General features: G+C 48.8%; 13 protein-coding genes and 1 tRNA gene. 9 read left to right on the top strand and 5 right to left on the bottom strand.

The window, feature by feature from the left end; translation table 11 throughout:
- Positions 1–67 precede the first annotated feature (67 nt).
- The 5 genes from FQV43_RS08200 to FQV43_RS08180 all read left to right on the top strand — a co-directional run bounded on the left by FQV43_RS08200 (position 68) and on the right by FQV43_RS08180 (position 5,769).
- Positions 68–2,047, top strand: coding sequence for a cytochrome c oxidase assembly protein (locus tag FQV43_RS08200; RefSeq protein ID WP_144273409.1), 1,980 nt, complete (start codon positions 68–70; stop codon positions 2,045–2,047).
- Positions 2,048–2,181: 134 nt separating this feature from the next.
- A complete protein-coding gene (locus FQV43_RS08195; RefSeq protein ID WP_168195075.1) occupies positions 2,182–2,682 on the top strand; it encodes a single-stranded DNA-binding protein in 501 nt (166 codons plus the stop codon).
- A gap of 111 nt (positions 2,683–2,793) precedes the next feature.
- Complete coding sequence (ettA, locus tag FQV43_RS08190; RefSeq protein ID WP_144273407.1) at positions 2,794–4,464, top strand: energy-dependent translational throttle protein EttA; 1,671 nt, start codon at positions 2,794–2,796, stop codon at positions 4,462–4,464.
- Between the two features lie 160 nt (positions 4,465–4,624).
- Positions 4,625–5,047, top strand: coding sequence for a thioesterase family protein (locus FQV43_RS08185; RefSeq protein ID WP_144273406.1), 423 nt, complete (start codon positions 4,625–4,627; stop codon positions 5,045–5,047).
- 53 nt (positions 5,048–5,100) lie between these two features.
- Positions 5,101–5,769 carry a hypothetical protein gene (locus FQV43_RS08180; protein ID WP_146339928.1) on the top strand — a complete coding sequence of 223 codons (669 nt, stop codon included), beginning with the start codon at positions 5,101–5,103 and terminating at the stop codon, positions 5,767–5,769.
- Here the strand turns inward: FQV43_RS08180 and FQV43_RS08175 are convergent.
- Together FQV43_RS08175 and FQV43_RS08170 are read right to left on the bottom strand one after the other, a co-directional pair.
- Complete coding sequence (locus tag FQV43_RS08175) at positions 5,756–6,193, bottom strand: globin (protein ID WP_144273404.1); 438 nt, start codon at positions 6,191–6,193, stop codon at positions 5,756–5,758. The two genes, FQV43_RS08180 and FQV43_RS08175, sit on opposite strands and share 14 nt — an antisense overlap.
- 9 nt (positions 6,194–6,202) lie before the next feature.
- On the bottom strand, positions 6,203–7,141 hold the full coding sequence (locus tag FQV43_RS08170) for a mechanosensitive ion channel family protein (protein WP_146339926.1): 939 nt from the start codon (positions 7,139–7,141) through the stop codon (positions 6,203–6,205).
- Positions 7,142–7,294: 153 nt separating this feature from the next.
- Here FQV43_RS08170 and FQV43_RS08165 point away from each other — a divergent pair, with 153 nt between their 5' ends.
- Positions 7,295–8,449 carry a cystathionine gamma-synthase gene (locus FQV43_RS08165; protein WP_146339924.1) on the top strand — a complete coding sequence of 385 codons (1,155 nt, stop codon included), beginning with the start codon at positions 7,295–7,297 and terminating at the stop codon, positions 8,447–8,449.
- Here FQV43_RS08165 and pepN read toward each other — a convergent pair.
- Complete coding sequence (pepN, locus tag FQV43_RS08160; RefSeq protein ID WP_146339922.1) at positions 8,446–11,058, bottom strand: aminopeptidase N; 2,613 nt, start codon at positions 11,056–11,058, stop codon at positions 8,446–8,448. The two genes, FQV43_RS08165 and pepN, sit on opposite strands and share 4 nt — an antisense overlap.
- Positions 11,059–11,213: 155 nt before the next feature.
- Between pepN and FQV43_RS08155 the strand changes: the two genes are divergently transcribed.
- Together FQV43_RS08155 and FQV43_RS08150 are read left to right on the top strand one after the other, a co-directional pair.
- Positions 11,214–11,831, top strand: a complete 618-nt coding sequence (locus FQV43_RS08155) for a DsbA family protein (protein ID WP_146339920.1) — start codon at positions 11,214–11,216, stop codon at positions 11,829–11,831.
- Between the two features lie 34 nt (positions 11,832–11,865).
- The gene (locus FQV43_RS08150) at positions 11,866–12,351 is read left to right on the top strand and encodes a ribose-5-phosphate isomerase (protein ID WP_146339918.1); all 486 of its coding nucleotides are present in this window, start codon (positions 11,866–11,868) and stop codon (positions 12,349–12,351) included.
- A 109-nt stretch (positions 12,352–12,460) separates the two neighbouring features.
- On the opposite strand, the gene FQV43_RS08145 is transcribed toward FQV43_RS08150, so the two are convergent.
- Together FQV43_RS08145 and FQV43_RS08140 are read right to left on the bottom strand one after the other, a co-directional pair.
- Positions 12,461–13,243 (bottom strand): DUF1542 domain-containing protein, encoded by a 783-nt coding sequence (locus tag FQV43_RS08145; RefSeq protein WP_146339916.1) that lies wholly within the window; start codon positions 13,241–13,243, stop codon positions 12,461–12,463.
- Positions 13,244–13,323: 80 nt separating this feature from the next.
- Positions 13,324–13,548, bottom strand: a complete 225-nt coding sequence (locus FQV43_RS08140; protein ID WP_144273397.1) for an AlpA family transcriptional regulator — start codon at positions 13,546–13,548, stop codon at positions 13,324–13,326.
- A gap of 294 nt (positions 13,549–13,842) precedes the next feature.
- Between FQV43_RS08140 and FQV43_RS08135 the strand changes: the two genes are divergently transcribed.
- Positions 13,843–13,917 (top strand) — tRNA-Gly (locus FQV43_RS08135).
- Positions 13,918–13,971: the final 54 nt, after the last annotated feature.

Here is a 13,971-nt window from a genome sequence, read left to right as displayed (position 1 = left end):
CTGTGTGGGAATTCTGCCAGTGATATGGAGTTAGCTGAAATCCTACGCAGTGAGTTAGGCTGGATGTATGTCTGATTCTTCCACTTCGGTGCGTTCTGCAAAACCTGTGTATCTGATTTTCATAGTGATAGCTGGTGTTGTAGCAGCAACGCTCGGCTGGGTTTTTCTTGGTGAATCTTTGGCAGAGTTGGGTATCCCTGATCCTGGTATTTTGACGACAATGGGTTATCCGTTTTTGCGAGCAGTAGCCTGGACTTTGGTGTCGCTTAGCGTGGGTAGTTTTTTGGCTTCGGCGTTTTTTATTATGCCGATAGATTCTCGGCTGAGCGTCGACGGGCTTATTTCCACTCGAACTGGTGCTGCTGCTGCTTTGCTCTACGCCTGTGTAGCCTTGCTGATGATTCCGATGACTCTTTCTGATACGTCGGGTCAACCTTTTTTTCAGTCCCTTGAGTTGTCGGCATGGGGTGATGCTTTGGAACTTATTGCGGCTGCTAAAGCGTGGTTGGTGTCGTCGATAATTGCTTTTGTGGTGGGGGTTATTGCGGTTTTTAGTCGTAAATGGTCAGCGCAGCCATTGCTGCTGGTGGGGGCGTTTGCGATTGTGCTGCCTTTGGGGTTGGAAGGGCACTCTGCGTCGGGCGGCAATCATGATTATGGTACGAATTCATTATTGTGGCACCTTTTCTTTGCATTGCTATGGGTGGGGGGTCTTTTAGGTTTGATAGCGCATGCACGCAGGTTGGGGCCAGGATTGAGCATTGCGGTACGACGCTTCTCCATGCTCGCCTTTGTTAGTATGCTCGCCATGATCGCATCAGGTGTGATTAATGCGGCGGTTCGTATGCGACTCGAGGATCTTTTTACCACAAGCTATGGTCAAGCGATTGTGGCCAAGATTATTTTGACGCTATTACTGGCATTCTTTGGGCTTATTCATCGCAAAAAAACAATCCCTCAGTTGGATGATCGTCCAAAACTTTTTGTGCGTATCGCCATTGCTGAGGTATTTATTATGGCTGCAACCATTGGAGTGGCAGTGTCTTTGGGACGCACTCCGCCACCGCCGCCGCTCTATACTTCGCTGTCAAAAATGATGCTTGAGATGGGGTATGAAGTTACTAAAGCGCCGACTTTCTGGAATATCTGGTCAGTGTGGCGTTTCGACATCATGTTTAGCACTTTTGGCATCATTATCACTCTTGCTTATCTGTGGGGGTTGTGGAAATTAAAGAAGCAAGGAAAAACCTGGAAGTGGCAGCGGACTTTTTGGTTCTTGCTTGGTTCTGTGGGGCTAAGCACTGTGATGAGTTCTGGTATTGGATTGTATATGCCAGCTATGTTCAGTATGCACATGGTCGCTCATATGGTGATTTCTATGGTTATACCAGTGTTTTTGGTTCTGGGGGCGCCACTGAGTCTTGCGCTTGAAGTCACAAAGAAGAATCCACCTGAACAACCTGGGCTGCACGAGTGGATTGAGGCTTTTTGTCAGTCTCGGATTCTGAAGTTCATCATGCATCCAGCGTTTAACACTATCCAGTTCATTACCATTTTCTATTTGCTCTATATCACCCCTTGGTATGACCTTATGGTGTCGGAACACGCTGGGCACTTGCTCATGAACTGGGTTTTTCTCCTTTCTGGCTATGTATATTATTGGGAAATGATTGGGCTTGATCCAAAGCCGCGTAAGAATAAAGTCATCATCAGGATAATGTGGCTGCTGTTTTCCATGCCGTTTCATTTGTACTTTGGCGTGTATCTCATGCAATTGTCGCTCATTCTTGCCAAAGATTTTTATTCCGAGCTTGATCTTCCTTTCCCGGTAGATTTGATGCACGATCAAAATGTTGGTGGTGGTATTGCGTGGGCGTCGGGCGCTTTTCCACTGTTGGTGGTGTTTGGTGCATTATTCATCGAGTGGTTGCAAGAAGATCGTAAGGCGGAAAAAGAGTATGAGCAGCGTGCTGCCCAAGATGATGACGATGAATTGGCTCAGTACAATGAATTGCTTGCGCAAATGAATCAGAGAAATCGGCGTTAAAGTTGTGGATAACCGTCGCCAGTGGTGAGTAATCCACAGATTTTTGTGCAGAAAAATTTTTCACTTTTCTGGCGACGACCTTCCGTGGACACTAGCTGCATGGGTTAGCACACTACATACAGAAAGGAATGCCCATGCATATTATGACAACTCTCGTCGGACACCTCACTGAGACGCCTACCTTGATCAAAACGAAGAACAGTCATCTGTGTAAGCTGCGTCTTGCATCTTCACGGCGGGTACGGCGTTCTCATATGCACGAGAATGTGATTGCCAATTCCGATACAGAATGGGTCGATACTGACACCCTATTTATCGACGTAGAATGCTGGGGTCAGCTTGCTCTTAACGCGAAACAATCTTTGATAAAAGGTCGCCCAGTGCTTGTGCACGGTTATATTTTTACGCAATCGTGGATAGATAAAGAAACTCAACAAAGTCGCTCTAAAGCAGTTATGCGGGCGCATTATATTGGTTTGGAGTTAAGTCGCTATGTTGTTGGTTCGCGCAAATCCCTTGCCGGGGAGACGACATACTCTTCATATGATGAGCTACCTGTTCCACACAGCTCTGAGCTGCCAGAAATAGATATTGACTATAGTAGTCAAGAAGATAATGTGCGCATTGGTGTGTGAAGTTAAGCATGAATATGGGTATGTAGGGTAGCCTGTGGGGTGACTGAAATTTTATTTTCACAATCCATAACATGAATACTGTGAATTCTTGAATACATAAGGAGCAAAACTGTGGGCGAATTCATCTATACGATGAAAAACGTACGCAAAGCTATTGGCGATAAAGTTATCCTCGATAACGTCACCATGGCTTTCTACCCAGGAGCTAAGATCGGTGTTGTTGGTCCTAATGGTGCCGGAAAATCCTCTATTCTCAAAATTATGGCTGGTCTAGATCAGCCATCCAATGGAGAGGCTTTCTTAGACCCAGGAGCAACTGTCGGAATCCTCTTGCAGGAGCCACCGCTGAATGAAGAAAAAACAGTGCGTCAAAACGTGGAGGAAGGCCTAGGGGAAATCTTCCAAATCCGGCAGCGTTATGAGGAAATCGCCGAGGAAATGGCGACGAACTACACCGATGAGCTGATGGAAGAAATGACCGCGCTGCAGGATAAGATCGATGCAGCAGATGCCTGGGAACTTGACTCAAAAATTGAACAAGCAATGGAAGCATTGCGTTGTCCCCCCTCTGACCAACCAGTTACCCATCTTTCTGGTGGTGAGCGTCGTCGTGTCGCGTTGGCAAAACTCTTGCTATCTGAACCAGATCTTTTGCTACTCGACGAGCCGACCAACCATCTTGATGCAGAGAGCGTGTTGTGGCTAGAAAAGCACTTGCAAGACTATAAGGGCGCTGTTCTTGCCGTGACACACGATCGCTATTTCCTCGATCACGTCGCCGGATGGATTTGTGAGGTCGACCGCGGAAAGCTTTACCCATATGAAGGCAACTACTCCACCTACCTGGAAACAAAGGCGCAGCGTCTTGAAGTTGCAGGTAAGAAAGACCAGAAGTTGCAGCGTCGTCTGAAAGAAGAATTGGCATGGGTGCGTTCTGGTGCCAAAGCCCGCCAAGCTAAAAACAAAGCTCGCTTGCAGCGCTATGAAGAAATGGCAGCAGAGGCTGAGCAGTATAAGAAATTGGATTTCGAGGAAATTCAGATTCCAACACCACCGCGTTTGGGTAATCAAGTAGTTGAAGTAGAACACTTAGACAAAGGGTTTGATGGGCGTGTGCTCATTAAAGACCTTTCGTTCACGTTGCCTCGCAATGGCATTGTGGGTGTGATTGGTCCTAATGGTGTGGGTAAGTCCACCTTGTTCAAGACCATTGTTGGTTTAGAGCAGCCAGATTCAGGTGAAGTAAAAGTTGGGCAGACTGTGCAACTGAGCTATGTTGACCAGAATCGTGAGAATATCGACCCAGAAAAAACAGTATGGGAAGTAGTCTCTGACGGTTTGGATTATATCCACGTTGGTCAAAATGAGATGCCTTCTCGAGCTTATTTGTCTGCTTTTGGGTTTAAGGGTCCAGATCAGCAGAAGCCATCTAAGGTACTTTCTGGTGGTGAGCGTAACCGACTTAACCTCGCATTGACTCTCAAGCAGGGTGGTAATTTGATTTTGCTCGATGAGCCAACAAACGACCTTGATGTGGAAACTTTGGGTTCTCTAGAAAATGCGTTGGAGAAATTCCCTGGTTGTGCAGTGGTGATTTCTCACGATAGATGGTTCTTGGATCGCACCTGTACCCATATCCTTGCTTGGGAGGGGAATGTTGCAGAAGGTCAGTGGTTCTGGTTCGAGGGCAACTTCGAGGACTATGAAAAGAACAAAGTTGAGCGTCTTGGTGCTGAAGCAGCACGACCATCTCGTGTGACACACCGTAAGCTCACACGTTAAAAATATGCCAATAAAACCCTAGCAATTCGCCTAAAAACGGGCAGCCTTCCTGTTGGGGGTGTATAGGTATAAGGTGTGGATGTAAAAACCCACACCTTATAGTTTTTAGATAGTTTTCAGGCTGTTCTCTATATTCATAAAGTCAATTGTGAGGGAAAGAATGACATCAGAAAAACGAGTACACACCACAAAAATTGCTTGTCGATGGTCAGATTTTGACCGCTTTGGTCATATCACAAACTCTGCGTATATTGAATTAGCTCAAGAAGCACGAACTGTCATGGCGCTGGAAGAACTTACTGGGGCAGATAAGCAAATACCAGCTGTATTTGTGCGCAAAATAGAGGTCGATTATATGCGTCCCATTATGCCGGATACACAAGCAGCGACGGTAGACACCTATGTCAGTGATATTGGCTCTACGTCTTTTACCACAACACAGCATATTAAAGACGCAGCAGGAAATATCTGTGCTGAAGTAAAAGCAGTGCAAGTAGCTATTGACCTTACTACCACCACACCGCGTAAAATAACTGAAGCAGAAAAAGAACTCCTCCAAAAGTTTAGTGCTGGAGCAGCTTAACCAGGGCAACAGATCGAAATAATCCTAGAGAACATCAATAAGCAAGCGTAATAATGAGCATAGGTACCGATTTATTCACCATTAGCTCGGGCGAACAAGGTCTTTATTCCTTTCTGCAGCGCGTCCTTAGCATGGATGCCAACGCAGTAGCACGGCTGGCATATGTGGCAGCGCCAGAGGAAGTGGCAACACCTGCCCCCATTGATGTTTTCGTCCCCACACCTTTTGGCGTAGTTGCTTCTCGACGTTTCGTCGGCAGCTTGGTATCTGGCACAGAAAAGAGCATGAGTGTGCCTGTTGCAGCTGTGCTGAAGCCAGGACACCACAGTCAACTCAACACGCAACAAGCAGCATGGTTAGGGCAGTTCCCACCGACAACTGGTTTTTTGCATCTCGATGACATTCCGATTGACGTAGCCTATCAGCTTGCCGACCAAGGCAGGGCATTGGCTCGGCAATTTTCTGGACCGCTGGGTCCCCCTGCGTCCTTGTTGGAGCAAAATGTAATACGGGTGCAGTGCGGGGAAGAATATGCTGATATTCCCATGCGCATGATTTTCACGTGCACAGCGTTAGGTTTTATCCCCAGGAGTAGCACCAATACATCTGTGCCACGACATTTGCGGGTATCTCGAACTCGGCGCTGGGTGCGCGTCGATGCGCCTTTTGGCACGGTATATCATGCGCAGTCGATGAATCTATTACGCATCAATGCCGATTGATAAGCATATGTGCAACCCTGGTCATATGCTCGCGCATGGCAGCACGATGAACAGGCGAGAGTGTATCCTCGTCAATCGTGGCAATCGCATTATCCATCAGCTCTAGCCAGCGTTTGGCCTCTTGCTCACCGATACTAAAATGCGCGTGCCGCATTCGTAGGCGAGGGTGCCCACGTTCTTGGCTAAATGTTTGTGGCCCGCCCCAATACTGGGCAAGGAACCAGCGGAGTCGATCCTCGGCACCTTCCCAGTCATCATGTGGATACATCGGGCCGATAAGATCGTCGCTGCGCATCTGCTGATAAAAGTTATGCACTATGGCGCGGAAAGTGTCTTCGCCCCCTACTGCTTCATAAAAAGTTTGGTGAGGGTTGTGCTTGTAGTGTTCGCTCAACGGCAAGGGCACAGGCTCAGGGGTAGGCATAGTGGTTTCCTAATCTGGTTCAATAGATCGGAACATTCGACGCGGATAAGCAATTCCGTCTTGTTTCATCTCTTTAATGATAGCTGCTGTAAGTTCGCGTTCGACAAACCACTGCTGATCCGGAAGGGTGGTCACCCTTGTTCTAATCAAAACGTGGTCAACATTCACACTGCTAATTCCATCTACGACTGGTTCAGCTAAGAGGACTTTGTCGATTTCTGGCTGTGTGGCACACGCTGCAACTGCACGTTTGACAGTCTCAATAGCGGCCTGAGGGTCTGCTTCCAAACTCACAGGTGTATTGATCAACGCCACCGCATATTCCTGGGAGAAATTGCCCACGCGCAGTATTTCGCCATTACGCACAAACCACTGGGTGCCATTGACATCGCGCAAAGTGGTCAGCCGCAGGGTGACATTTTCTACAGTTCCGGTGATTTCGCCGACGTCGATAGTGTCACCAACACCATATTGATCCTCGATGAGCATGAAAATACCCGAAAGGAAATCCTTGACCAGCGATTGTGCGCCAAAACCAAGAGCTACACCAACGACACCAGCAGAGGCAATAAGTGGCGTTACGTTGATACCAAGAGTGTCCAAAATAGAAAGGCACGCCCACGCCCATACGAAAATCACCGCAGCAGAGCGACCCACCGCAGCGAGGGTGCGAATACGCGATTGTCGCCGTTGCTCTTGAGTAGCCGATAATGCGTGACCAGCAGAGTCTGATCCTGTGCGCTCGAATAAAGATAAAGCCACCCGGGCAGGCTTTTTATTGATGTTGATCTGTGCTGTCTTATTGATCAGCTTGCCAAGAACCCAATGCAGTACGAGGGCAGTAAGGAGGGTGAGCACAATGCTGATTGGCTTATCGACCAGCCATTCTTGTGCTTTTTCTGATTCCCACCAGGTATGCCACCACGATGATAGTGATAATTGATTCATGTGCGTTTCCATATACTGTCCACGGTAGCTTAAATCACCGAGTTTGTGCAGAAAATTATATTCATGATCGCCCTAGACTTCGACCGCCTTCACACGCCGTAGTCTACAATGAGGGTCACCTTAACGTCACGTGTGCCCCGACCAAGGAGAATTATGGCTTCCGACGCAACCCAAGGCTTTAGCACTGCAAGTATTCATGCAGGATATGAACCAGATTCGCTCTATGGCTCAATCAATACACCAATTTATGCGTCGACCACATTTGCACAAAATGGTCTGAATGAATTGCGCGGTGGTTTTGAGTACACTCGCTGCGGTAATCCCACTATTGCTGCTTTAGAAAAAACAGTTGCAGCCTTGGAACAAGCCAGCTACGGGCGTGCTTTTTCTTCCGGAATGGCAGCGATCGACCTTGTGTTACGCGCTATATTGCGCCCAGGCGATCACCTTATCTTTGGGCATGACGCCTACGGTGGTACTTTTCGCCTGGTAGATACCACATTCCGTGAGTGGGGAATTACCTATACTGTGGTCGACACCACCAAAGTGGAAGATGTTGCCGCAGCAATTCAAGACACGACAAAGCTCGTCTGGTTAGAAACTCCATCAAATCCTACCTTGGCAGTCAGTGATATAGCAGCTATTGCGGGTGCTATTGCCGATTATGGCATTACCCTCGCCGTGGACAACACCTTTGCCTCGCCATATTTGCAGAACCCCTTGCTCCTTGGTGCTGATATTGTCATTCATTCCACTACCAAATACCTTGGTGGACATTCTGATGTGGTCGGCGGTGTTGTGGTGACCAATGACGCTACCCTCGACGAACAACTTGCGTTCCTCCAAGGTGGCGTAGGGCCAATTCCTAGCGTTTTTGATGCGTATCTGACTGCGCGCGGAATAAAAACATTGGCGCTGCGCATGGAGCGTCATTGCGATAATGCTGAGGCAGTGGCGCAATTATTGCACAGCAGTGACAAAGTGGCGCGCGTGTTTTATCCAGGTCTTAGTGATGATCCTGGGCATGAGGTTGCAACAAAGCAGATGAAACGCTTTGGTGGCATGGTGTCGGTACTCTTTCATACTGAGCAGGCAGCACGCACATTTTGTCTATCGACCAAGCTGATTTGTTTGGCTGAGTCTTTGGGCGGGGTGGAATCTTTGCTTGAGCACCCCGCAACTATGACGCACCAATCTGTGACTGGCTCTAGCCTAGAGGTACCTCGTGAATTGGTGCGTATTTCTTTGGGCATTGAAGACACCGAAGATTTGCTTGCCGACGTCACCCAAGCCCTTGAACAGCTCTAATGCTTAGGCTCTGCGTCGAAAAGCTGATTGCGTAAGGCGCGTTCTTGATCATCTTTTGCCTCGGCAATAACGCGATGTAGTCCACCTGGAATATCGGCTGCTAAAAAGGCTTGAGCGCGCGCAATGCCAGCCGAGCTGATATCCCAGCGCGGATAAATACCACTGACAATGGATAAAGCCACGTCGGGCTGGAGGTTATGCCAGATTGAGGTAGCTAACTCAAAGAATTGTTCATTGAATTGTTCCAGATAAGGTGTGCTACCGCTAAAAGCAAAACCTTCTATTGTGTGCCGCAATTCTAAGTTACTCAGTGGATTAGGAATCGCAGTGAGCTGGGCAAACACTGTTTGTTTATTCTCTGTGGTATTGATCGCTGCTGCTGCTCGCAAAGCAGCTACATGACCTGCAGAGGTATTATCCGCAGCGCGAAGTGCGGCAATTTCTTGTTCAGCCTGCTCGGGACTATAGCAACCGTGCGCTATTAAAGCGGTCAATGCCCACCAGCGCAAGGAATTATCAATGCTGATTCCGGCTAGTGCGCTGGAACCGGCAAGAATATCACGGAAAATTGTTACCGCATCGTCGTTGAGGTGTGCTTTGGCAAGGTGCTGGATAAAAGCGAGTTGTTCATCAGAACCAGGCTGAGCATTGCGTAGCCCCTCGACGAGAGCTGCTGCGAAATACGCGCGTCCTTGTTCCTGCGCCCACTGTGGATCGGCGTACAATTCCAAGGCGGTATGTGCTTGTCCTAGCAGTAGTTCTAGGACTGAGATTTCTGTTTCTTTTTGGGCATGGTTGGCAACTAAGCGAATGAAGTCCCGTGCTTTCATCTGTGCATTGCGCGTCATCTGCCAGGCAGCTGACCAGCATAAGGTGCGTGGCATAGGGTTGACGAACTTATCCATATGCTCAATGATTGTGTGCAATGAGTTTTCATCTAGGTGCATGAAACAATAGGCAAGATCATCGTCGTTGACGAGCATAACATCAGCAACCGCACTACCAACCAATTCAGGTATTTCCACGCGCTCACCCGTAATATCTACCTCAATGCGCTGGGTGCGAACTAGGTGATCGTCGATAAGCGAATACAGGCCTACAGCTGTGCGATGGGTGCGTAACTCACCAGCGCCAGGATAAGCGCCGCTTTGGGTAATGGCAAAGCTCGTGTATGTGCCATTGTCTGTGTCAAAGACAGGGGCAAGGGTATTGATACCAGTGGTTTTGAGCCATTGCTGTGCCCAGTCGGACAGGTCGCGCCCAGAGGCTTGTTCGAGGGCGTTGAGAAGGTCGTCGAATGTGGCGTTGCCAAAAGCGTGAGTGGCGAAGTGTTGGCGCACTCCTGCGAAAAATGCGTCACGACCAACGTAGGCTTGCAATTGTTTGAGCACGCTTGCCCCCTTTGCGTAGGTGATGCCGTCGAAGTTTTGCTCCACGGTTTCGATGTCGCGCGCATCGGTAGAGATGGGGTGGGTGGAGGGGAGTTGGTCTTGTTTATATGCCCAGGATTTTTCGGTATTGGCAAAGGTCACCCATGCTGTGTCGTATTGGGTATTTTCTGCTTGAGCAATAACAGAACCCCAGGTAGCGAAGGACTCGTTGAGCCAGAGATCATCCCACCATGACATTGTGACCAGATCCCCAAACCACATATGTGCCATTTCATGCAAAATGGTTTCGCAACGGCGCTCATAACGATACCGTGTTACTTTATCAGCGAAAACGTACTCGTCGCGGAAGGTAACGGCACCCGCATTTTCCATTGCGCCTGCGTTGAATTCCGGAACGAAGAGTTGGTCGTATTTGTCAAAGGGATAGGCGATACCAAAATTGGCGTGGTAGAAGTCGAAACCTTGCTTTGTTTCTTGGAAAATCACCTCGGCGTCGAGATGCTGTGCAAGAGATTTACGACAATAAAGCCCAAGGTCAATGCTGAGCTTATGTGGTTGATCCGCTGGAGTTTGCTGGTGGTGGGTCAAAGTTCCAGTCCAGGTATCCTGCACGCTATGGTAGTGACCTGCGCATAGCGCAACGAGATAGGTGGAAAGCGGATAGTCAATGCGGGAATGGAATAGTGCTTTATCTGCCTGTTCATGCTTTTCGACGCGTTGTCGTGCGTTGGTGATGATGTGGTAATCCTGCGGCGCAATGACATGAATGTCGTAGGTGGCTTTAAGATCTGGCTGGTCAAAGCAGGCAAAGACTCGCTTTGCGTCTGCTGTCTCGAATTGGGTGTAGAAGTATGTTTCATCATCGGCAGGATCAACAAAGCGATGTAAGCCCTGCCCAGTGCGAGAATACTCGCAGAGGGCATGAATGGTGAGGGTGTGCTGGCCAGGTTCAAGGTCAGCTAGGGTGAGACCTTGGTGAGAGTCGTACTCGGTGGGGGTGATGTCTTTTCCATCAAGTGTGGCTTGGTGGATTTCGCGGGCAATGAGATCAATAAAGGTACTGCCAGGCTTTTTTGTGGTGAATGTTACTGTCGTGTGTGAGGGAAAGGTGTGGCTGTCGTGGGTGAGGTCAATGGTGAAGTCGTAATGTGCCACCTCAAGTAGTTCTTTGCGTTGTTGTGCGTCGGAGCGCGTGAGATTTGTGGAGCGATGATTCATTTTCCCTGCTTTCTGTTCATTACTGTGTGTGGTTATTTATTGCATCTATTCTATCCGGGAGGATGAGAGTCAAGTCTAAGCGGAGTACCCTCATAAGGGGATGCCACGTAAAGGCGTGTGCAGAGTGCAATTGTTTATAAGCGTTAAGGAAGAATATGAGTAATGAAGTAACGTTCTGGTTTGATGTGTCGTGCCCGTTTTGTTGGGTGACCTCACGTTGGATAAAAGAAGTAGAGCAGGTGCGTGATATTAAGGTGCAGTGGGTGCCTATGTCTTTGTCAGTGCTCAATGAAGGGCGTGATCTTGATCCGGCGTATATGGATAAGATGAAAGCTAATTGGGGTCCGGCTCGTGTTTTTGCTGCCATTGCCACAGAACACCCGGAGAAACTTGATGAGCTTTATACAGATTTAGGAACTCGTATTCACCCTGGTGGGCAGGGTGCAAAAGCAGGGTATGACGCTTATGATGAGTTGATTAGCGAGTCTTTGGTCGCAGTTGGTTTGGATAGTGCATATGCGCAGGTTGCTCATACACAGCAGTGGGATGAGCAATTGCGTAAGTATCACAGTACCGCTATGGATGCAGTGGGGGATGAAGTGGGAACTCCCGTGGTAAAAATGGGTGATACCGCATTCTTTGGTCCGGTTATTACTCGTATTCCGCGTGGTGAAGAAGCCGGAAAGCTTTTCGACGCGGCGGTGCAGTTGGCTTCGTATCCTTATTTCTTTGAGATTAAGCGTTCGCGTAGCGAATCTCCTCGTTTTGACTGAGAGTTCTGCTGGGGTTTTGGATAGGATAAAGAGTATGCGCGTATATCTTGGAGCGGACCATGCAGGGTTCGAGATGAAAAACATTATTGCTGAGCATTTAGAAAAACAAGGGCATGAGGTTATTGATTGTGGTGCGTATGTGTATGACGCTCAAGATGATTACCCTGCGTTTTGTATTGAAGCAGCAAGTCGTGTAGTCAATGATCCTGGTTCTTTAGGGATTGTGTTAGGTGGTTCAGGAAATGGTGAGCAGATCGCTGCTAATAAGGTAAGTGGCGCGCGTTGTGCTCTGGCCTGGTCGCCTGAGACTGCTCGGTTGGCACGCGAGCATAATAATGCACAGTTGATTGGGCTTGGTGGGCGAATGCACTCCGAGGAAGAGGCATTGGCTATTGTTGATGCATTCTTGGAGCAGGAGTGGTCTAAAGAGGAGCGCCATCAGCGTCGTATTGATATTCTTGCTGATTATGAGCGTACTGGTATTGCCCCTGAGGTTCCTGCTGCGCCAGAAACAAACTAAGTAGTTTGTGGATTTTGACCTGGTTGTCCTGGTGGACTACCAGGTTTTATTATTGCGTGCGGCAGTACTGGTGCTATGGGTGTGATGGGTGCGATCAGTGGGCAAATGCTTAGAAATCGAAGTCAAAGCCATCGCCGCCGAAATCGCCGAAGCCATCAAAATTGAAGAAACCACCATCGTCAGAGCCAGCATCGCTGAAATCTGCATCTGCACCGGAATCTGCGGCATCGAGTCCTTCTTGGTAGCCGTCGGCATAGCCATCAGACCAGGCATCACTATTGATACCGCTCATTCCGGTAAAGAGAGAACTCCACATTGCAAAGGAAAGACCAGTCCACACCCCAGAAAGCATGGCGTCAGCCCACCAAGGTGCAGAATACCAGCCAGCTGGCACTGGGCGACCTGCGACAACTCCACCGGGGTAGTAGTTTGGGGTGACGTCGGTAGCGACGGGAGAAGCAGTGAGCACTTGACCGTTTTCTTGAGTGATAGTGCGTGTTTCGGTGACTTTTCCAGCTTTCTTTTGCCCCTCAAGAAGCGGCAACTCTGGACCTGCGGGCAGCCCCATGATTTCGCGCGCTGCGTGCATATAGTACAAGCCCTCAAGAGCTGATTCTCGCGCAAGTTCTGCTTGGCGAACTGTGGTGGCCTGGGCGATTTGTGAAGAAGCTGCAGTATAGCGCTCAGAGGCATCAGCAATAGCCTGCGTAGACGCGGCATCGGTGCCTGCAATAGTGAGAACTTGGGAACCCAAACGCTCAGTCCAACGACGCGCGTCGGCAATGGCATCCTCAAATTTTCCTTGTTCTAGCTGCTTATTGTTTGTTTTAGCGCGAAGCGCTAGTGCGACAACAGCAAGAGCAAGTAGGGAAAGTAAAATCAGCATGGGCACTCCGAACCAGGCGAGAATTACGGCTTAAGTTTTCTAATTCCCCAACGACGCAGCGTCGAAAATAGTTCCTATGCGCAGGCTCAAGAGTTGTGCGATGATTTTGTCTTTTTGCGCGTCGCTACCCACTCTTCAATGTCTTTACGGTCCCAGAGAGTAAGTCCATGAAGCTTAGCGACGGGTGCTGGTGCGCGTCCGCGTCCTGCATAGCTGGTGAATGTGCCGCGAGCAGTGTGAGAAAATGTAGCACATTCGATAGCTGTCCATAGCTCATGACCAGTATCAATGTCGATTATCTTCGGTTTCATGGTTGCATAGTAACTAAGTTTTCTCAGCAATTCGACGCGTGTGTTTCTATCGACCGGCACATTTTCTAAGGAAGATCAAGAAAAAGAGCAGGTGAGTGCGTATATTATCCGGGCAATTTTTCTTAAAAGTTTTTAGCTGCAATTGTGCTGTTTCCCTGCTGGAAAAGCGGCGGGAAACGGTGGCGGCAATTGCGAAGGAAAGTGCGGGGAGGAGATGGAAAAGAGGCGGTTCGAGCAGGAGATTTTGTTTTTTGCAAGGTTTGTACTACTCTCTGAGGAAGCGCAAAGCGTTGTGGGAATGTCGTATAGTGGCTAATACCTCAGCCTTCCAAGCTGAAGACGCGGGTTCGATTCCCGTCATTCCCTCCATTTTTCTTTATGCCAGGGGCATAAAGAATTTTTTTATTTCTGCGGAGTCACCCA

The sequence above is a fragment of the Corynebacterium sp. sy039 genome (assembly GCF_007904105.1).
GTDB lineage: Bacteria > Actinomycetota > Actinomycetes > Mycobacteriales > Mycobacteriaceae > Corynebacterium.
This window is presented reverse-complemented; position numbering and strand designations above follow the sequence as displayed.